This is a genomic window from Buchnera aphidicola (Uroleucon sonchi), from assembly GCF_011035165.1.
GTDB lineage: Bacteria > Pseudomonadota > Gammaproteobacteria > Enterobacterales > Enterobacteriaceae > Buchnera > Buchnera aphidicola_BE.
Window position 1 is genome coordinate 60,351 of record NZ_CP047588.1, and the last position, 19,696, is coordinate 80,046.

Genomic DNA, 19,696 nt, shown 5'->3' on the forward strand with positions numbered 1-19,696 from the left:
TTCTTAAAAAAGAACGGTTTAATAGTGATTGATCTTGTGATTTGTTTAATACATACGAATACGTCTTGCGTTTTCTCTTGTAAGTTTTTTTGCAAGTCTTTTAATAGCTGAAGCTTTAGCACGTTTACGTTCCGTGGTTGGTTTTTCATAAAATTCTCTACGACGAATTTCAGATAATATTCCAGCTTTTTCACAAGATCGTTTAAATCGACGAAGTGCTACATCAAATGGTTCATTTTCTCGGACTTTTATTATTGGCATATAAAATTTACCTCAATTAAAAATAAAATCAAATTATAAAATAGTTTTAAATAATAAACCTTATATCACTTATTAGGATCTTGTAAAGTATCATTGTATATAAATGCATTTATTTAGAAAATAGTTATTTAAAGTTATTATTAAAGAGTTTATTATGATAGTACATCAATACATTTTAGGTATAAAATTATGAAAATATTAGGTATTGAAACGTCTTGCGACGATACGGGTATAGCTGTTTATGATAGTCAACAAGGTTTATTAATGAATGAAACATATCATCAAAAAAAAATTAATAATATTTATGGAGGTATTATTCCAGAATTAGCATCTAGAAAACATATACAAAAAATCATTTTAATATTAAGCAAAATTTTTCAAAAATATAATTTTGCTAAAGAAATTGATTTAATTGCATATACCGCAGGTCCAGGTTTAGTCGGATCTTTATTAGTAGGAGCAACTTTTGCATGTACATTAGGATTATCTTTAAATATACCGATATTACCTGTAAATCATATGGAAGCACATCTTTTATCACCAATGTTAAACTATAAATCTATTAAATTTCCATTTATTGGATTATTAGTATCAGGTAAACATACAGAAATTATTGCGGCTTATAAATTTGGTGAATATGAAATATTAGGAAAATGTTTAGATGATGCAGTTGGTGAAGCTTTTGATAAAACTGCAAAATTATTAGGACTACAATACCCAGGTGGTCCAGAATTATCGAATTTAGCGCGTCAAGGCATCAAAAAAACATTTTTTTTTCCAAGACCTATGATACACCATTCTAGTTTAAATTTTAGTTTTTCTGGTCTAAAGACTTTTGTAGCCAAAACTATCAAAAGATCTAATCAAAGTATACAAGAAAAAGCAAATATTGCAAGAGCATTTGAAGATGCAGTAATTGACGTATTATTAATTAAAACTAAAAAAGCATTAAAAATGAAAAAATGGAATCGTTTAATTATAGCAGGCGGTGTAAGTGCAAATACTTGTTTGCGTAAAAAATCTCAAGATATGATGCGAAAATATTTTAATGGGAAAGTTTTTTATGCTGATTTAGAGTATTGTACTGATAATGGAGCTATGATTGCTCAAATTGGTTATATGCGCTCAAAAGAAGCTAATAATTCTCAATTAGAAATATTAGTAAAACCAAAATGGTCTATTAATGATCTATCTTTGTAAGATAAAAAATTAAGTCTTTTATAGTTAATATTTGCATTTTTTTATATTCTGAAAATTGAATGATATCAGGAGTGCGTGCCATAGTACCATTTTTGTTTGTTAATTCACAAATAACTCCTGAAGGTTGAAAACCTGCTAAAGATACGATTTCTATAGCAGCTTCTGTATGCCCTGCTCTTGATAAAATTCCTCCCTGATCAGCTCTTAGCGGAAAAACATGACCTGGTCTATTCAAATCATTAGGCTTAGTATTGTCCGCAGTTGCAGTTTTAATAGTAGTCCATCTATCTTGAGCTGATACACCAGTAGAAATTCCTTTTGCAGCTTCTATTGTTACTGTAAAACCTGTGCGATATGCACTAGTATTTTTTTTTACCATCATAGGTAAATTCAATTGTTTACGTTTAGATTCAGTAATACACAAACATACAATACCACTACCGTATCGAATTGTGAGAGCCATTTGTTCTACTGTCATATTTTCGGGAGAAAACACTAAATCTCCTTCATTTTCACGAGATTCATCGTCTAATATAATAATTCCTTGACCAGATTGCAAAGCTGATATTGATTTTTGAATTCTCTCTATAGGCGTTCCAAATTTAGATGGGAGCATTCGACTCATTACAACAACCTTACTTAAGTTACATTACTGTTTACAAATCAACATTATATTGATTATATTTTATGTAAATTATGATTAAATTTATTAGTATATCTAATTTTTCCACAATGAAAATTGAAATATTATATATTGAATTTAATATAAGAGCAATTTAGAAATATTTTTATTTAAGTAATATTTTCATATTTTTATTAAAATGTTTTATATGATTATCTTTATAGAATATATATTTATAAAATTAAAATATTTTAAAATTAATTTTTAACAATTATAAAAATATTTTGTTATTTTGATATAAATTTTAACACTGTATTTAATTCATTAATCGTTAATGTTTCAGTTCCAACTTTTTTTATAACTATACCTGCGCTAATATTAGCATAAAAACATGCTTCTTCTAAAGAATATCCTGATGCTAAAGCAGTTGCAATAATTGCAATAACCGTGTCTCCTGCTCCAGTAACATCAGAAGCTTTTTTAGAGCTAGCTGGAAAATGTATTGGTTTTGTGTGTTTTTGAAATAAAGTCATTCCATTTTTAGATCGCGTTACGAGTAATGCTGATAATTTAAGTTTCGATAGTAATTTTATTCCTTTGTTTAAAATATCATTTTCTTGATAGCATTTTCCAACTATTTTTTCAAATTCATAAAGATTTGGTGTTAATAGACTGGCTCCAGAATATTTTTCAAAATTAATACCTTTAGGATCTATGAGTATAGGAATAGATATTTTTTTTGCAAAATTAATTATTTTTTCTATATTAATTAACGTGCCTTTTGCATAATCAGATAATATCAAAATTTTATATCTTGATAATGAATAAAAAATTTTTTGATGTAAAATATCTATATTATTAATAATATATTGTTCTTGCAAATCTACTCTCAGAAGTTGTTGACATTCTGATAAAATTCTAATTTTTGTAATAGTTTTATTATCTTTGATAGATATTAAATCGTAATTAATTCGAGTATGATTAAGTAATTTTTTTAATATTAATCCTTCATAATCTGATCCAATAAATCCAATTATTTTACAAAAACCTCCAATTTCTGCAATATTTTTAGCTACATTAGCAGCTCCTCCTGGTTGCTCTTTAATTGTTTGAATAGGCATAATAGGAGTATTTTTTTCAAGCATCTTGCAATTATTTTTGCTATACCAATAGCAGTCTAATATAATATCTCCTACAACTAGTACAAGTGAAGTATTAAAATTAATTAATTTTTTTTTCATAATTTAATCTCGATATATTATATTATTTTAAATATTAACATTTAAAATGTTATGTATAAAATAAAGTTTAGTTAATTTTTTCATTAAAAAAAAATAATTTTTTATATATTATTTATCATCTTATTATAAGATTAAATAATTTAAAAATAAAAATAATTCTTAAATCAGTTAATTTTTTAAAAAATATATTTCTATTATTATGATTGTGAGATATTAAACATGAAAATATATTTAGTAGGAGGAGCAGTTCGTGATTCATTACTAAATTTACCTGTGAAAGATAAAGATTGGGTAATAGTTGGTGGAACAGAAAAAATATTATTAGAAAAAAAATTTCGACAAGTTGGAAAAGATTTTCCAGTTTTTTTACATCCAGAAACAAATGAAGAATATGCATTAGCAAGAAAAGAGAGAAAATCTGGAAAAGGATATACTGGTTTTGATACTGATTATAATTCTAACATTACTTTAGAAGAAGATTTAGTGAGACGTGATTTAACAATGAATGCTATTGCTCAAGATCAATATGGTAATTATATTGATCCTTTTCACGGGAAAAAAGATATCAAATATCGTATTATACGTCATGTATCAGAATCCTTTGTCGAAGATCCTTTACGAATTTTACGTACAGCTAGATTTGCTGCAGCATTAGTGCATTTAGGATTTACTATTGCAAAAGAAACTATGATATTAATGCAAGTTATAGTTAAAAAAAAAGAATTATTGTATTTGACAGCAAATAGAATATGGAATGAAACAGAAAAAGCTTTTAAAACATCTAATCCACATGTATATTTTCAAGTATTACATCAATGTCATGCATTATATTTTTTTTTTCCAAATATCAATCTTATATATAGAAAAAATTGTTTTTTTAATAATTATTTTTTTAAAAAAACATATAATCTGAATGAAGTATTGATGAGATTAGCTAAAATATCAATTCAATATAAAGATATTGATATTCGTGTTTCTTATTTATTTCAGTTTATATCAGTTTATAATAATATATATAAAAATTTTTCAAATATATTTTTTGATAAATCTTCAGCTGATATTGTATTAAATATATGTAAACGTTTTTATATTCCGTCTTATATTAAAGAGATAGCAGTTTTAAACACAGGTTTTTATTGTTTTTTAAATAATATTTATTATCAAACATCTGAAAATATTATAAAGTTATTTTTAAAATTAGATGCATGGAGAAAACCTAAGAGAATTGAAAAAATTGCAAATTTAATTAATTTTCATTTTTTAAATAATTTAGAAAAAAAGTACTTTGATGTTCTACCAGGTATTTTTTTACAAAAATGTTTTTCTATTGTTAAAAATATTTCTGTTCAATCTATCTTAAAAAATAATCTTCAAGGAATAGAAATTAAACAAGAATTAATGCGTTTAAGAATTCAAACATTAGAGTTATGGAGATATAAAACAAACAAATTTTATTTTCTTTATAATAAAATTATTTTTTAAATATACTTATGAATTCAAAAAATAAATTAATCCAGATATTATAAAACGATATATTCCGAAAAATATTAGCGATGTTTTATTTAATATTTTTAATAAAAATTGTATGCATAACATAGATACTACAAAAGAACTTAAACATCCTATAAATGAAATGAGAATATCTGTTCTAGTAATATTATTCATGTTATTCAATATTTCAAACAGAAATATTCCAATCGATAATGGAATAGATATTATAAAAGAAAATTCTATTGCGACTGATTTTTTTAATCCTAATAGTAAAGCAGTTGCTATAGTCGATCCAGATCTCGAAAAACCAGGATATAAAGAAAGAATTTGAAAGATTCCAATTATAATTGCTTGTAATAAACTAATATTATTAATATTATATATTATATATTTTTTTGGTTTAAACATTTCAGAAAATATTAGAAATAATCCACCTAATATTAATCCATATATAATATTCTCTAAATTAAATAATAATTTAATTTGTTTATAAAATATAAGCCCAAAAAATATTATTGGTAAATTTGATAATATAACGTGTTTGATTTTATTTTTTATGATGATAACAATTTTTTGACGAAAAAAATATAATGCAGCTAATGTAGAACCAAGTTGAATAAATATTTCTAATATTTTAGTTGTATCATAATTAGTTTGTAAATAATGAGAAGCAATCATCATATGTCCTGTAGAAGAAATAGGAAGAAACTCTGTTATTCCTTCTATAATACCAATTATGATTGAAGTAATAATTTGATATAAATTAATCATTTTTTCCTGTTTTTATTGTGTTTAATTTAATAGCATTAAAATTAATACTAATAATAGTCGTATTCATATAAATAATAAAACGGCACTAAATAACAGCACCGTTTTTATATTTCAAATTAATTATATAAAGATATAATAACTGTTTGCCCAGCAATAATGGTGCCAGATGATTTTTCTATTTTTTTGAAATTTTCTATATTAGATATTATAACAGGTGTCAAAATAGACTTTGCATGATTTTTTAAAAAATCTAAATCAAAAACAATAATTTCATCTCCTATTTTTACCGTTTGGTTATCTTCAGCTTTTTTTTGAAATCCTTCTCCTTTTAATTGAACTGTATCAATACCAAAATGAACAAATAATTCTACATTATCTTCTGAAATAATTGAAAAAGCATGTTTACTATCAAATATTTTACCAATAGTTCCATTAACTGGTGCAAGGATCTGATTTCCCGATGGTTTAATAGCAATTCCATCACCTACAATTTTTTTAGAAAAAACAGGATCTGGTATATCTTCTATTTTTATAATTTCACCTGATAAAGGTGCAAAAATTTCTATTTTTTTAGAAAAATTGCTTTTTTTACTATTAAAAAAATCAGAAAAGAAACTCATTTTTTTCTCCTAATTACTTTTTTGATGATTTTTTATCATGGTTTTTCTACCTTTTTATAATCAATAAATGTTTCTAATAAATTCAGTAATTCTTTTGTTGTTGATAATGTAAGTGCTTTTTGTGCCAATTTTTGAGCACGATAAAATGATGTTTTACGAATAATTTTTTTTATTTTTGGAATATTTATTGAGCTCATACTAAACTCATCTAATCCCATTCCTAACAAAAGAACAGCAGCACGTTCATCTCCTGCGAATTCTCCGCACATACCAGTCCATTTTCCATATTTATGTGAAATATTTATAACTTTTTGAATTAATTTTAAAACAGCTGGATGTATAGGATTATAAAGATGTGAAATTAATTTATTACCTCGATCAACAGCTAAAGTATATTGTGTAAGATCATTAGTGCCAATACTAAAAAAATCCACTTCTTGAATTAAATGTTCCGCAATAATAGCCGAAGATGGAGTTTCTATCATAATTCCAATTTTAATATTTTTATCAAATAATATTTTATTTTTATTTAATTGAATTTGTAATTTTTTAATTTCTAATTTTAAAAATTGAATTTCTTCTACAGATATTATCATAGGAAATAAAATATGTATTTTACCAAAAGCTGAAGCCCTTAGAATTGCATTTAATTGTGTATGTAATATTTCTTGACGATCAATAGAAATACGGATAGCACGCCATCCTAAAAAAGGATTTTCCTCTTTTGGCAAATTCATATAAGGTAGATCTTTATCACCTCCAATATCTAAGGTTCTAATAATAACAGTTTTGTTTTCCATTAATTCTGCAATTGCTTTATATGCTATGAATTGTTCATTTTCAGTAGGTAAAGAATTTCGACCCATAAATAAAAATTCAGTACGATATAAACCGATGCATTCTGCTCCATATTTTTTAGCAGAATTAATTTCTTTAATATCACCGATATTTGAGCCAATTTTAATACTATGACCATCTATAGTGGTAGCACTTAAATGTTTTAAAATTATTAATTTATTTTTTTTTAATAAATATTTTTTTTGTATCGTTTTATTTTGATTAATTAGTTCATTAGATGGATTAATAAAAATTTTATTATTAATCGAATCTAAAATAATATTATCATTATTTTTTACTAACTTCGTAATATTTCCGGTTCCTACAATAGCTGGAATTTCTAAAGATCTTGCCATAATAGACGTATGTGATGTTGTGCCTCCTAAATCAGTAATAAATCCTAGAATATATTTAAGATTAATTTGCGCTGTTTCAGATGGAGTCAAATCTTTTGCAATTAAAATAACTTTTTTATTAATAGCATTTAAATCAATAATATCAAGATTAAGTATGTTTCTTAATAAACGCTTACCAATATCTCTTACATCAATTGATCTATTTTTTAAATATTCATCTTTTAGTTTTTCTAATGCTTGAGCTTGATTTTCAACAATTATTTCAGTAGCAGCTGCTGCAGACATATTTTTTTCTTGTATTAGATATATGATTTCTTTTTCTAACTCTTCATCTTCTAATAGCATAATATGTCCTTCAAAAATACTCTCTTTTTGCGCTCCTAATTTTTTTCTAGTTTTAATTTTGATTTCTGTTAATTGTTGTATTGATTTTTTTCTACCTTCAAAAAATTTTTCTATTTCTTGTTTAATATGATTAGTATTAATTAAATTCCGGTTAATAACAATTTTTTCTTCGTTTAATAAAAGAGCTCTTCCAAAAGCTATACCTGGTGATGCCAAAATACCTGAAATCATAACCTTACCTTTAATAATAAATTTTGTCTATTCAGCAGTAAAACAATGACGTGTCAGGCAAATATATATTTTATAAATTTATTAAAATAAATATATATTATGTATGATATTATCTACAATTCATAAATTTTTTATTATATATTATTCTAATTCTGTCATAATTACAGATAAATGTTCAATAGCTTTTTGTTCATCTTCACCTTCAGCAAGTAGCGTAATTAAGCTACCTTGTATTAAACCTAATGTTTGAATTTTAAACAAACTTTTCGCATTTACTGATTTTCCATTATAAAGAATAGAAATTTCAGAAATAAATTTTTTTGCTTCTTTTACAAATTGTGCAGCTGGACGAGTATGCAATCCGTGTGGTGCAGTAATTTTAATTTGATTTTTAACCATTTTTTTTCCTTAAAATATTCTGTATAAAAATTCTTTAAAATTTTTTTAATGATTTGTGTTATAAAAACATAAAATATATCTTTTTAAATAAAAATAATATTTTTTAATAATTTTTTATTTTTATACAGTCATGACAATAACTGAATTTTTTTATTTTAACTTAATTAGTAAATAATTCTGTGCTTAAATAACGTTCTCCTGAAGAAGGTAAAATTACAACTATTTGTTTATTTGAAAATATTTTTTTTTGTTGTATTTTTATAGCTGCACATACAGCAGCACCAGAAGAAATACCAGCTAATATTCCTTCATTTTTCATTAATTTTTGAGCAATTATCATTGATTCTTCACTAGAAACAGTAATGACTTGATCAATTAATTTTAAATCTAAATTTTTAGGTATAAATCCAGCGCCGATACCTTGAATTTTATGTAAACCAGGCTGTATTTCTTGACCATTTAAAAATTGTGTAATTACAGGTGATTCGGTCGGTTCAACAGCGATGCTAATAAAATCTTTCTTTTTTTTAGTCAGTTTTATATATCTTGTAATGCCTGTAATAGTACCTCCTGTTCCAACACCAGAAATCAAAATATCTATTTTTCCTTCAGTATCAAACCAAATCTCTGGACCAGTAGTTTGTTCATGAATTTGAGGATTAGCCGGATTATCAAATTGTTTTAGTAAAAAATATTTTTTTTTATTAGATGAAGCTATCTCATGAGCGCGAGAAACAGCTTTTTTCATTCCATATCTTCCATCAGTGAGTATTAATTTTGCTCCTAATGCTTTTAATAATTTTCTTCGTTCAATAGACATAGAATCTGGCATAACAAGCGTTAATTGATAATTTCTAGCAGCAGAGACATAAGCTAATGCAATTCCTGTATTACCACTTGTTGCTTCTATTAATTCTATATTTTTATTTAAATTTCCATTTTTTTCTGCAGTCCATATCATGTTAGCACCAATTCTACATTTCACACTAAAACTAGGATTTCTTGATTCTATTTTGACTAAAATATTTCCTTGACCCATTGTTCTTAAACGTACTAACGGAGTATTTCCAATGGTTAAAGAATTATCATTATATATTTTATTCATTTTTTCCCTTGTTTTACTTTTTTAAGTATGTGTATTTTACAGTTTTTAAAAATTTTTATTTTATTATAAGTGCAAATTATAATATAAAAAATATTTTAAAATATTAATATGATTAATTTATAATTTTTGAGATAATTTATTACATTTTCATTACTTTTAAATAAATCTATGACATCTGTAAAAAAAAAAATTGATAAATTAAAAAAAAATATTTTAAAGTATGAATATTATTATCATACTTTGAATCAACCGATAATTTCTGATGCAGAATATGATTATTTATTATCGCAATTATATAATTTAGAATTAGAAAACAAAGAATTTATTACTTTAGATTCACCTACTCAAAAAGTTGGATCTAATTTATTATCAAGATTTAAAAAAATCAAACATTTTTCTCCTATGTTATCTTTAGAAAATACATTTAATATAGATGGATATCTAAATTTTGAAAAAAAAATTAGAAAATCTCTAAATACTAATCAAACTATTTCTTTTTGTTGCGAGCTTAAAATAGATGGTATAGCTATCAGTATCATTTATGAAAAAGGAATACTAGTAAGAGCTGTTACACGAGGTGATGGTTTTCAGGGTGAAAATATTACGAATAATATCAGAAATATTAAATCAATACCTTTAAAATTAATTGGTATTGATATACCAGAACGATTAGAAGTTCGCGGTGAAATATTTATGTTAAAATCTGATTTTATTAATTTAAATAAACAATATGAAAAAAATTCACATAAATCTTTTTCTAATCCTAGAAATGCAGCAGCAGGATTATTGCGTCATATTACTAAAAAGACTATTTTTAATAAAAGATTAATGTTTTCATGTTATACCTGTATTTTTTTTTCAGATATTTCTCAAAAACTACCTATGCACTATGAAAGACTAATGAAATGTGCATCTTGGGGATTACCTGTAAACGAAGAAATAACAGTTTGTTTAAATCATAAAGATATTATTAATTTTTATAAAATAATTGAAAAAAAAAGATGCAGACTAAATTTTAATATAGATGGCATTGTTATTAAGGTTAATTCAATAGAATTACAAAAAAAATTAGGATGTAATACAAAATTTCCCAAATGGGCTATAGCATTAAAGTTTCTTTCTACAGAAAAAATTACGTTATTACAAGATGTTAAATTTCAAGTTGGAAGAACAGGTGTGATTACTCCTGTAGCGTATTTCGATACTATATATATATCTGGAGTTAAAATTAGAAAAGCATCATTGCATAATAAAAATGAAATAGAACGATTAAATTTACATATCAATGATTCTATTGTAGTTTGTCGGTCAGGAGATGTGATACCAAAAATATTAAGTGTTGTAAAATCTTTACGCTGGAATAATGGGAAAAAAGTGATTTTTCCTGAATACTGTCCAGTATGTCAAAACAAATTATTAGAAAATTTAGAAGAAAAAATTATTCGATGTCATTCTGGATGGACATGTGAAGCTCAAAAAGAAAAATCATTAGCACATTTTTTTTCTAAACAAGCTTTAAATGTAATTGGCTTAGGTCCAAAAATTATTAATGAGTTAATTAAAAATAAATATGTTAATAATCCTGTAGATTTCTTTTATCTTACAGAAATGAATTTCATGAAATTAAATTATTTTAGTCGTAAGAAAAGTTTAAAAATACTTTCTTCAATTCATAAATGTAAAAAAACTACTTTTAAACGTTTTATTTATGCTTTAGGTATATCAAATGTAGGTGAAGTGATTTCGGAAAAAATTGCAAATCATTTTGTTAGTTTAAAACAATTGATGCATTCTGATGCCATTAAATTAAGTTCAATATCTGGAATAGGAAAATCAATTGCACATAATATACATAATTATTTTTCTATATCCTCTAATTGTCAAATGATTGATCAATTAATACATCAAATTGGTATTGTTTGGAAAAATCAAGATAATTGTAAAATAGAGAATAAAAATAAATTTTTATTTAATAAAAAAATTGTTTTAACCGGAGTGTTTAAGTATTTTTCTAGAATAGAATTAAAGACCTTATTAACAAATCTTGGAGCTCAAGTTATAAATCATATTTCTCGCAATATTGATATTTTAATTTGTGGAAAAAATTTTGGAGCTAAATTATTGCAAGCTAAAAAATTAAAAATTTTTATTATCAATGAAGAAAATTTATATAATTTGATAAATTTAGATATTAAAAAAATATAAAATTATATTTTGGGTCGTGCAGGATTTGAACCTGCGACCAATTGATTAAAAGTCAACTGCTCTACCGACTGAGCTAACGACCCTTAAAATTTTTATATAACTGATTTGTAAAATATATCACTGATTTTAAATTTAATTTAATAATTTATTTTAAGTTAATTTCAGAGATTTTAAAAATTATTTAATTATTTATAAAAACAACATATAATTTATTTTGGTAGGTGATGACGGACTCGAACCGCCGACTTCCTCCGTGTAAAGGAGGAGCTCTACCAACTGAGCTAATCACCTATTTATTTATCACAAAAATATATTATTCACTATTCTAAAGCTAGGATATTTAGAGAGTCAATCTTTTTTTAAAAAATAATATTTATTTGTTGTAAATTTAATCATAATGATTAAATTATACGCTATTTAAAATAATAGATTAAAAATTTATATTAAAAAATATTTTTTTTATATTTTATTTTTAAGAGTAATATTAATGTTATAAGGAATATATGAAAGTTATAACTCGTTTTGCTCCTAGTCCTACTGGAAATTTACATATTGGCAGTATTCGTACTGCTTTATACTCTTGGTTATTTGCAAGGCATTATAATGGGAAATTTATTCTTCGTATAGAAGATACTGATCTCAGTCGTATAGATTTAATGGCAGTTGATTCTATTTTAAATGGATTAAAATGGTTAGGTTTAAATTGGGATGAGAAACCGTTTTTTCAAACTAAGAGGTTAAGTAGATATAAAGAAGTTATTAATTTAATGTTAGAAAAAGAAGATGCATATATATGCGTTTGTTCATCAGAAAAGTTATTAGAAATAAAAAATAAACAAATTAAGTTAGGATACAAACCGCGTTATCCTGGTATTTGTAGAAATTTAAAAATTAAAAAAGATAAATTAAATAAAAATTATGTAATACGATTTAAAAATCCACTTGTTGGTCAAGTTATATTTCAAGATCAAATTAGAGGAGAAATTATTTTTCAAAATACAGAATTAGATGATTTTATTATTCAACGTTCAAATGGCATGCCAACTTATAATTTTTGTGTTGTAATTGATGATGCAGATATGAAAATTACTCATATTATTCGAGGTGAAGATCATATAAATAATACACCTCGTCAAATTAATGTTTTTAAATCTTTAGGTTTTAAAATACCTATCTATGCTCATTTATCAATGATTTTTGATGAATCAAAACAAAAATTTTCTAAAAGAAAACATGCTGTAAATATATTAGAATACTGTCAAAATGGTTTTTTACCTGAAGCTTTATTAAATTATATTGTGCGGTTAGGTTGGTCGCATGGTAATCAAGAAATTTTCAGTAAAAATGAAATGATCAAATTATTTAATTTAAAATCTATTAATAAATCTGCTAGTATTATTAATACTAAAAAACTTCTATGGATCAACAAATATTATATTAATAATTTATCTTTAGATACTCTTACTCAATTAATATATGAATATATGACAAAACAAAAAATTAATATTACTAATGGTCCTGATTTAAAATCTTTAATAATATTATTTCAAGGTCGTCATGCTACTCTAAAAGACATGATGGAATCTTTTCGATATTTTTATGAAGAAAGTAATTTTTTTAATTCAAATATAGAACAAAAATATAATGTAATAGAAAATTGTGTTACTTTAGAAATGTTTTATGAGAAAATAAATAATTTATTTGATTGGGAAGATAAATATATATCGATGATTATTAATGATATTTCAAAAGAAACAAGCGTACAAAAAAAAGATATTAATATGCTATTGCGTATATCTATCACAGGCAGTTTATATACACCTAGTATCAGTTCTATCATTTATTTAATTGGAAAACAAAAGGTATTATTGAGAATTCGAAAGGCTATTAATTATATCAAAATGCATAAAGCATAAAAAATATTATTTTTAAAAAAAATTTTAGTATTTGAAAATACTAAATAGTAAAAATTTAAAAATAACTTATAAAAAATTTGGTGATCTTATTTTTAATAAGATCTTACTTGAAGCAACTATACTATGTAAGAATTTTATTATATAATATCGATAACATTATATGATAATAAATATAAACATAAAATTAAAAATAATATTGACAGAATTCACCTGTTTTTATATTGTAATAATTTAGGGGCTATAGCTCATATGGCAGAGCACTTGCATGGCATGCAAGATGTAAGCGGTTCGATTCCGCTTAGCTCCACAAAAAAATGTATATGATAAATATTTTAATACTGTGCCGTTTTTTATTAGCACAGTAGAAAATATTATATAAATTTATATTTATTTTATTATAATTTTATAATAATTAAACTTGTTGACTCATGATCTCTTGATATGCTGATGTGATTTTATTTCTAATCTGTATAGCCATTTGTATAGAAATAGCAGATTTTTCTATATTTATCATTACATCATTAAGAGATACCCCTGATTCATTTAATATAAATTTTTTAGTTTCAGTGTTTTCATGATGTTGATTATTACTAATTTCTTCTAAAGCTGTTTTTATATAGTTTAAAAAACTGTTTTCTTTTCTGCTTGAATTTGTGTCTAGGTCATGAATGATTTTTACATCTTGATGACTTATATTATCAATAATCATCATCTTCCTCTACATTTTATTACACGTTATTTATATTTTTTGAAATACTATCATAATATATCTTTCACTGGAAAGATAAATTTTTAATAATGATATTAAAAATAATATTTTATTTGATATATTATTACACAACATTTTAAAAAAAATCATTTTTTTTTATAAAAAATATTTTTTATTTATACAAATTATGTAATAGTCAGTGAATTATTTGATGCTTTATTAAATTGTATTTAGAATTAACTATTTAGATAGGAAGATTTCATGAATTTCAGTGCTATAGAAGATTCAGTTATGAGAGAGAAAAAAAAATTTAGTAATTTTTTATCTCGATTTTTAAAAAATTCTCGTATTTTAATTATTTTATTAACAGCTACAGTAGTGACTACTGTTTCTGTTTCAATATGGATTAAATCTCCTGAGTATCAAATTTTATATAATAATTTATCTAATGAAGATAGTGGGGAGATTATTAATGAATTAAATAAAATGCATATTGCTTATCAGTTTACTGATATTTCTGGTCAAATCTCTGTTCCTAAAAATAAAGTTTATGAAGCACGTTTACATTTAGCAGAAAATAATCTTCCTAAAACTAGAGGAGTAGGTTTTGAGTTATTAGATCAAGCAAAATTCGGAGTTAGTCAATTCAATGAAAAAATAAATTATCAAAGAGCTTTAGAAGGAGAGTTAGCTAGAACTATACAAAGAATTAAAATTGTAAAAAATGCAAGAATACATATCGCTTTTCCTGAATCATCATTATTTTTAAATAATCAAAAAACATCATCTGCCTCAGTAATATTAAACCTTCAAACCGGATATCAACTAACTTTAAATCAAATTAATGCAATATTACACTTAATTGCTAGCAGTGTATCAAATTTACCAATTAAAAATATTACTATTGTAGATCAATCAGGAGCATTATTAAATCAAAATAATTTCGAATATGATCAAATTAACAATATACAATTGAAATATTCTGAAGATATTGAATCGCATTATAAAAATAGAATCAAAAATATTTTAGAACCATTAGTAGGACGTGGTAATGTAGATGCTCAAGTTACAGCACAAATAGATTTCAATGCACAAGAACAAACGGAAGAAAAATATTCACCAAATACTGATCGTAACAATCAAGCAATTAGATCTCATCAAACAAGCATGCATGATCAAACAAAAAAAAATGTAAAAACAGATTTTCCTAATAATTTTCCTCACTTGAATAATGATATAGATCTTAATAGCAAAATAAATAATAAAAAAGAGTTACTTTCTAAACAAAATAATAATATTAATACTAGCTATGCTCCTCTTGACAGTGTAGTCACTAGAGATAATACAACAAATTATGAATTAAATCACAGTGTGCTACATACTAAAATGAATATAGGAGAAATAAAAAGATTATCAGCAGCAGTAATTATTAATTTTGTTAAAGATAAAAATGGTAAAAATATACCTTTAACTCCAGAACAAATAAAGAATTTTGAAAAATTAACTCGTGAAGCAATAGGATATTCTCGCACTAGAGGAGATAGTGTTCATATTGTTAACGCATCATTTTTTAAACATGAAAACATATTTCCTGTTGCAATTCATCATTCTCAAAAATTTGACTTATTAGATTATTTATTGATTTTTGCACCATGGTTTTTTTCTTTTTTATTTTTGTTTTTTTTATTAAAAAAATATATTTTTTCTGCTTCTAAAAAAAAACATCTTAAAAATATAAAAATTTCTGAAAAAACCAAACATATCAGTACAAATAATGATTTAGAAAAAGATATTGTTCAATTTGATATACAAAACAATAATAACTTAAATAAGTTAATTCATCAGATTGGTAATATATCTAATCAAAATCCACGTACTATAGCATTAATTATTCGTAAATGGATGAGTGATAAAATATGAGTTTAAATGGCATTGAAAAAAGCGCATTACTATTAATGACAATAGGGGCTGAACAAGCTGGAGAAATATTAAAAAATTTAACTCCTTATGAAGTTCAAGAATTAATTGCTTCTATGATAAATATTCAAAGCGTTTCTAATAAAAAATTGCAGGAAGTTCTGTTGGAATGTTATAATCTTGCTATAAAAAACAACATTTTTAATTATAATAATAGTGATGAATATCTTCTAAAGATGTTGACTGAAGCATTAGGAGATAAAGCAGGAAATTCTATTTTACAAGAGGCGTTAGAAATTCGTAATGCTAAAATATCTATTAAAGCTCTTAACTATATAAGCGCACAAAAAATAGCTTGTTTATTAAAAGATGAACATCCCCAAGTTATTACAACAATACTTGTATTTTTACATCAAAAGCAATCAGCACAAATTTTAACATTCTTTAATCAAGAAAAACGTGCTGAAATCATATTAAGAATCACAGAATTTCATGGAGTTGAAGAAGGTATTTTAATTGAACTTAACAAAGTAATTAAAAATTTAATTAATAATAAAAAAATAGTTTTATCAGAACGAGGAGGAGTAAAAACTGCAGTTAAAATTTTAAATTCAATGGATATAAAAAAAGAAAAAGAGACTATACAGATAATCAAAACATTTAATAAAACATTAGCAAAATCAATTATTGATGAAATGTTTTTATTTGAAAATATAGTCGATTTAGATGATAAATATATTAAAATAATTATTCAAAATTTAGAGAGAGAAAAATTATATATTGCATTAATAAACACTACAGTAGCTGTGAGAGAAAAATTTTTTAAAAATATGTCTGATAAAGAATCAAAAAGCATTTCTAATCGATTAAACGAGAAGTCTTATATTTCTAGTGTGTCTATCAAAAATGAACAAAAATTGATTTTAATAATGATTCATAATATTTTAAAGAATGGAGATCTTTCATTAGAAAATTTAAGAGAGTATTATGTCTAACTTAAATACAAATAAAAAATGGGTAAATTGGTTTCCAGAAGAAGTATTTTTGAAAAATATTAATAATAACCAAACAATACTTTATAACATTGAAAAAATTAAAAAAGAAGATTTTTGTATTAACAATAATGTAAATAATATATCGAAAGAATTAAGTATAAATAAAACTAATACAGAAATACATAAAGAAGCCTTTAAAAAAGGATTTTTAGAAGGCAAAATGGCTCATGATATTTTAACAAAAAAATTAAATAATTTATGTTTATCGTTTGAAAAAGATCTGTCTACTTTTGAAAATCAATTATACTCTGCTGTATTAAAAATAGTTATAAAAATTTCATCTTATATTATTGGTAAAAATATTAATATTGATCAATCTATTTTAATTAAAAACATTAAAAAAATTTTTAATGAAAATGGTTCTTTTTTAAAACATCCTCGAATTTTAGTGCATCCAGATAATAAAATATTATTAGAAAATACATTTAAAAAATTTATTAAGAATTATCAATGGAGATTAGAATATGATGATAATATTGACATAAATGGTTGTAAAGTTATATCAGAAGATAGTTATATAGATTCTACAGTTGATGCCAGATGGGAAGAATTATATCGTCTTATATTTTCAGAGGAATATTAATGAATTTAAGATTTACAAAATTTTTCAAAAAATTTTCTTCTTTTGAATATCAGATTAATCAATTATCTAGTATTATTAATTATGGTCGATTAGTAAGTATTAATGGATTGGTTTTAGAAGCCGTAGGGTTAACTAGTTCTATAGGATCCGAATGTTTTATAGAACGTATAATAGAAAAAAAAAGAAGAGATATTAGAGCTCAAATAATAGGTTTTTCAGGTAAAAAAACTTTTTTATTAGCATCAGAAGAGATTAGAGGTGTATTTCCTGGAGCTCGTGTTTTTATTAAATTTAGGAATAATAAAAATTATGTATTGAGAAAAATGCCATTTAGTACTCAGTTATTAGGAAGAGTATTAGATGCTCGAGGTGATCCATTAGATCAATTACCTAAAATAGATTATAAATATTATTCTGCAATAGAACAAAATTCGATTAATCCGTTACATAGAGAATCAATTACTGAAATTTTAGATACTGGCATACGTTCTATTAATACTCTTTTAACTATTGGACAAGGCCAAAAAATAGGAATTTTTTCTAGTTCAGGCCTGGGTAAAAGTATGTTGATCGGAATGATAGCAAAATATACAAAATCTGATGTTATTGTTATTGGCTTAATTGGAGAGCGTGGCAGAGAAGTAAAAGATTTTATAAAAAATATATTAGGTCCTGAAGGTTTATTACGATCTGTTATAATAGCTGCTCCTGCAGATGTATCTCCTATTTTAAAAATACAAGCTGCTTCTTATTCAGCTAACATTGCAGAGTATTTTTTTAAGAAAAATAAAAATGTTTTGTTTATTATGGATTCTTTAACTCGTTATGCAATGGCTCAAAGAGAGATTGCATTATCATTAGGTGAATTACCAGTTTTTAAAGGCTATCCAGCATCTTTATTTTCAAAAATTTCAAATTTAGTTGAGTCTACTGGAATAGTCAGTCAACAAAAAGGTTCAATTACATCATTTTATACGATTTTAAATGAAAGTGAAGACGAACAAGATCCAGTTTCGCATCTTGCTCGTTCTATATTAGATGGTCATATTATATTATCTCGTGATTATGCTGACGCAGGACATTATCCTGCTATTGACATTGAATCGTCTATCAGTCGCGTTATGCCGAATATTATTAATTCTAAACAGTATCAACAAGCATTATATTTTAAAAAATTAGTTTCTGTATATCAAAAAAATAAAGATTTAATTAATGTTGGAGCATATATTCATGGTACTGATATAATTTTAGATCATGCTATTAAACTCTGGCCGAAATTAGAAAAATTTTTGCAGCAAACAATGTCAGAAAAACATGATTATTATTCTTCTTGTAAAAATTTAAATGAAATATTTCTTTAAAAATTTCATAGTATTTAGGATACAAAAATGCAAGATAAAAAAAATGTTTTTTCCATATTAGAAAAAATAGAAAAAAATAAATATCAAATTACAATGATGAATATTAAAAATATTTATTTACAAGAAAGAAAAAATTTAGATCAATTAAAGATATTAAATAATTATCGAAAAGAATATTTGAAAAAAATACATATAGAAATGCTAGCAGGTATTAACGTGAATTATTTGATAAACTATAACAATTTTATGCGTATGTTAGATAAAATTATCCAAGAAAATATATGTTTTATTGAAAATCATAAAAAAATTGTTAATGAACATTTAAATGCTATTATTAAAAGTCAGATAAATTTAAAAACTTGGGAGTATTTAGATAAAATATGTAAAAAAAATATATTAAAAAGAAAATTAAGAAAAGAACAGATGATTAATGATAATAATATTCAACTACAATCTTTTCAAAAAGGATGA

General features: G+C 24.0%; 18 protein-coding genes and 3 tRNA genes. 10 read left to right on the forward strand and 11 right to left on the reverse strand.

The window, feature by feature from the left end; translation table 11 throughout:
* Positions 1–45 precede the first annotated feature (45 nt).
* Positions 46–261 carry a 30S ribosomal protein S21 gene (rpsU, locus tag GUU85_RS00265; protein WP_163118899.1) on the reverse strand — a complete coding sequence of 72 codons (216 nt, stop codon included), beginning with the start codon at positions 259–261 and terminating at the stop codon, positions 46–48.
* Between the two features lie 189 nt (positions 262–450).
* Between rpsU and tsaD the strand changes: the two genes are divergently transcribed.
* Positions 451–1,461, forward strand: a complete 1,011-nt coding sequence (gene tsaD / locus GUU85_RS00270; protein WP_163118901.1) for a tRNA (adenosine(37)-N6)-threonylcarbamoyltransferase complex transferase subunit TsaD — start codon at positions 451–453, stop codon at positions 1,459–1,461.
* On the opposite strand, the gene ribB is transcribed toward tsaD, so the two are convergent.
* Together ribB and rfaE1 are read right to left on the reverse strand one after the other, a co-directional pair.
* Positions 1,442–2,086, reverse strand: a complete 645-nt coding sequence (ribB, locus tag GUU85_RS00275) for a 3,4-dihydroxy-2-butanone-4-phosphate synthase (protein WP_163118903.1) — start codon at positions 2,084–2,086, stop codon at positions 1,442–1,444. The two genes, tsaD and ribB, sit on opposite strands and share 20 nt — an antisense overlap.
* Before the next feature lie 284 nt (positions 2,087–2,370).
* Positions 2,371–3,324 carry a D-glycero-beta-D-manno-heptose-7-phosphate kinase gene (gene rfaE1 / locus GUU85_RS00280; protein WP_163118905.1) on the reverse strand — a complete coding sequence of 318 codons (954 nt, stop codon included), beginning with the start codon at positions 3,322–3,324 and terminating at the stop codon, positions 2,371–2,373.
* A 219-nt stretch (positions 3,325–3,543) separates the two neighbouring features.
* Here rfaE1 and GUU85_RS00285 point away from each other — a divergent pair, with 219 nt between their 5' ends.
* Complete coding sequence (locus tag GUU85_RS00285) at positions 3,544–4,806, forward strand: tRNA CCA-pyrophosphorylase (protein WP_163118907.1); 1,263 nt, start codon at positions 3,544–3,546, stop codon at positions 4,804–4,806.
* Positions 4,807–4,812: 6 nt separating this feature from the next.
* On the opposite strand, the gene GUU85_RS00290 is transcribed toward GUU85_RS00285, so the two are convergent.
* The 5 genes from GUU85_RS00290 to cysK form a co-directional block, all read right to left on the reverse strand.
* The gene (locus tag GUU85_RS00290; RefSeq protein WP_163118909.1) at positions 4,813–5,586 is read right to left on the reverse strand and encodes an undecaprenyl-diphosphate phosphatase; all 774 of its coding nucleotides are present in this window, start codon (positions 5,584–5,586) and stop codon (positions 4,813–4,815) included.
* A 116-nt stretch (positions 5,587–5,702) separates the two neighbouring features.
* Entirely contained in the window at positions 5,703–6,206 is a 504-nt protein-coding gene (crr, locus tag GUU85_RS00295; RefSeq protein WP_163118911.1) for a PTS glucose transporter subunit IIA, read from the reverse strand.
* A 35-nt stretch (positions 6,207–6,241) separates the two neighbouring features.
* A complete protein-coding gene (gene ptsI, locus GUU85_RS00300) occupies positions 6,242–7,975 on the reverse strand; it encodes a phosphoenolpyruvate-protein phosphotransferase PtsI (RefSeq protein ID WP_163118913.1) in 1,734 nt (577 codons plus the stop codon).
* 141 nt (positions 7,976–8,116) lie between these two features.
* Positions 8,117–8,374, reverse strand: coding sequence for an HPr family phosphocarrier protein (locus tag GUU85_RS00305; RefSeq protein ID WP_163118915.1), 258 nt, complete (start codon positions 8,372–8,374; stop codon positions 8,117–8,119).
* Positions 8,375–8,534: 160 nt separating this feature from the next.
* Positions 8,535–9,479: a cysteine synthase A gene (gene cysK, locus GUU85_RS00310; protein ID WP_163118917.1), complete on the reverse strand. Its 945-nt coding sequence runs from the start codon at positions 9,477–9,479 to the stop codon at positions 8,535–8,537.
* A 168-nt stretch (positions 9,480–9,647) separates the two neighbouring features.
* Between cysK and ligA the strand changes: the two genes are divergently transcribed.
* Positions 9,648–11,684, forward strand: coding sequence for an NAD-dependent DNA ligase LigA (gene ligA / locus GUU85_RS00315; protein WP_163118920.1), 2,037 nt, complete (start codon positions 9,648–9,650; stop codon positions 11,682–11,684).
* 10 nt (positions 11,685–11,694) lie between these two features.
* Here ligA and GUU85_RS00320 read toward each other — a convergent pair.
* Together GUU85_RS00320 and GUU85_RS00325 are read right to left on the reverse strand one after the other, a co-directional pair.
* Positions 11,695–11,767: transfer RNA gene (locus tag GUU85_RS00320), tRNA-Lys, on the reverse strand.
* A 132-nt stretch (positions 11,768–11,899) separates the two neighbouring features.
* Positions 11,900–11,975: transfer RNA gene (locus GUU85_RS00325), tRNA-Val, on the reverse strand.
* Positions 11,976–12,187: 212 nt separating this feature from the next.
* Between GUU85_RS00325 and gltX the strand changes: the two genes are divergently transcribed.
* The gene (gltX, locus tag GUU85_RS00330) at positions 12,188–13,600 is read left to right on the forward strand and encodes a glutamate--tRNA ligase (RefSeq protein ID WP_163118922.1); all 1,413 of its coding nucleotides are present in this window, start codon (positions 12,188–12,190) and stop codon (positions 13,598–13,600) included.
* A gap of 234 nt (positions 13,601–13,834) precedes the next feature.
* Positions 13,835–13,907: transfer RNA gene (locus tag GUU85_RS00335), tRNA-Ala, on the forward strand.
* A 105-nt stretch (positions 13,908–14,012) separates the two neighbouring features.
* Here GUU85_RS00335 and fliE read toward each other — a convergent pair.
* On the reverse strand, positions 14,013–14,312 hold the full coding sequence (gene fliE / locus GUU85_RS00340) for a flagellar hook-basal body complex protein FliE (RefSeq protein WP_254056358.1): 300 nt from the start codon (positions 14,310–14,312) through the stop codon (positions 14,013–14,015).
* Positions 14,313–14,570: 258 nt separating this feature from the next.
* On the opposite strand from fliE, the gene fliF reads away from it, so the two are divergent.
* From fliF to GUU85_RS00365, 5 genes are read left to right on the forward strand one after another with little or no spacing between them, the layout of a single operon-like run.
* The gene (gene fliF / locus GUU85_RS00345) at positions 14,571–16,229 is read left to right on the forward strand and encodes a flagellar basal-body MS-ring/collar protein FliF (RefSeq protein WP_163118924.1); all 1,659 of its coding nucleotides are present in this window, start codon (positions 14,571–14,573) and stop codon (positions 16,227–16,229) included.
* A complete protein-coding gene (gene fliG / locus GUU85_RS00350) occupies positions 16,226–17,221 on the forward strand; it encodes a flagellar motor switch protein FliG (RefSeq protein WP_163118926.1) in 996 nt (331 codons plus the stop codon). The genes fliF and fliG overlap by 4 nt, the downstream gene beginning before the upstream one ends.
* Positions 17,214–17,864, forward strand: a complete 651-nt coding sequence (locus GUU85_RS00355) for a flagellar assembly protein FliH (protein WP_163118927.1) — start codon at positions 17,214–17,216, stop codon at positions 17,862–17,864. The genes fliG and GUU85_RS00355 overlap by 8 nt, the downstream gene beginning before the upstream one ends.
* Positions 17,822–19,225: a FliI/YscN family ATPase gene (locus tag GUU85_RS00360; protein ID WP_174240615.1), complete on the forward strand. Its 1,404-nt coding sequence runs from the start codon at positions 17,822–17,824 to the stop codon at positions 19,223–19,225. The genes GUU85_RS00355 and GUU85_RS00360 overlap by 43 nt, the downstream gene beginning before the upstream one ends.
* A 27-nt stretch (positions 19,226–19,252) precedes the next feature.
* Positions 19,253–19,696, forward strand: coding sequence for a flagellar export protein FliJ (locus GUU85_RS00365; protein ID WP_163118931.1), 444 nt, complete (start codon positions 19,253–19,255; stop codon positions 19,694–19,696).

Bases quoted from the DNA above. Each gene is read 5' to 3' on its own strand.
- GUU85_RS00360 (WP_174240615.1), top strand. From the start codon at position 17,822: ATGGGAAGAATTATATCGTCTTATATTTTCAGAGGAATATTAATGAAT.
- tsaD (WP_163118901.1), top strand. From the start codon at position 451: ATGAAAATATTAGGTATTGAAACGTCTTGCGACGATACGGGTATAGCT.
- cysK (WP_163118917.1), bottom strand. From the start codon at position 9,479: ATGAATAAAATATATAATGATAATTCTTTAACCATTGGAAATACTCCG.
- GUU85_RS00365 (WP_163118931.1), top strand. From the start codon at position 19,253: ATGCAAGATAAAAAAAATGTTTTTTCCATATTAGAAAAAATAGAAAAA.
- fliE (WP_254056358.1), bottom strand. From the start codon at position 14,312: ATGATGATTATTGATAATATAAGTCATCAAGATGTAAAAATCATTCAT.
- rfaE1 (WP_163118905.1), bottom strand. From the start codon at position 3,324: ATGAAAAAAAAATTAATTAATTTTAATACTTCACTTGTACTAGTTGTA.
- GUU85_RS00305 (WP_163118915.1), bottom strand. From the start codon at position 8,374: ATGGTTAAAAATCAAATTAAAATTACTGCACCACACGGATTGCATACT.
- GUU85_RS00355 (WP_163118927.1), top strand. From the start codon at position 17,214: ATGTCTAACTTAAATACAAATAAAAAATGGGTAAATTGGTTTCCAGAA.
- rpsU (WP_163118899.1), bottom strand. From the start codon at position 261: ATGCCAATAATAAAAGTCCGAGAAAATGAACCATTTGATGTAGCACTT.
- ligA (WP_163118920.1), top strand. From the start codon at position 9,648: ATGACATCTGTAAAAAAAAAAATTGATAAATTAAAAAAAAATATTTTA.
- ribB (WP_163118903.1), bottom strand. From the start codon at position 2,086: ATGAGTCGAATGCTCCCATCTAAATTTGGAACGCCTATAGAGAGAATT.
- crr (WP_163118911.1), bottom strand. From the start codon at position 6,206: ATGAGTTTCTTTTCTGATTTTTTTAATAGTAAAAAAAGCAATTTTTCT.
- fliF (WP_163118924.1), top strand. From the start codon at position 14,571: ATGAATTTCAGTGCTATAGAAGATTCAGTTATGAGAGAGAAAAAAAAA.
- gltX (WP_163118922.1), top strand. From the start codon at position 12,188: ATGAAAGTTATAACTCGTTTTGCTCCTAGTCCTACTGGAAATTTACAT.
- GUU85_RS00290 (WP_163118909.1), bottom strand. From the start codon at position 5,586: ATGATTAATTTATATCAAATTATTACTTCAATCATAATTGGTATTATA.
- GUU85_RS00285 (WP_163118907.1), top strand. From the start codon at position 3,544: ATGAAAATATATTTAGTAGGAGGAGCAGTTCGTGATTCATTACTAAAT.
- ptsI (WP_163118913.1), bottom strand. From the start codon at position 7,975: ATGATTTCAGGTATTTTGGCATCACCAGGTATAGCTTTTGGAAGAGCT.
- fliG (WP_163118926.1), top strand. From the start codon at position 16,226: ATGAGTTTAAATGGCATTGAAAAAAGCGCATTACTATTAATGACAATA.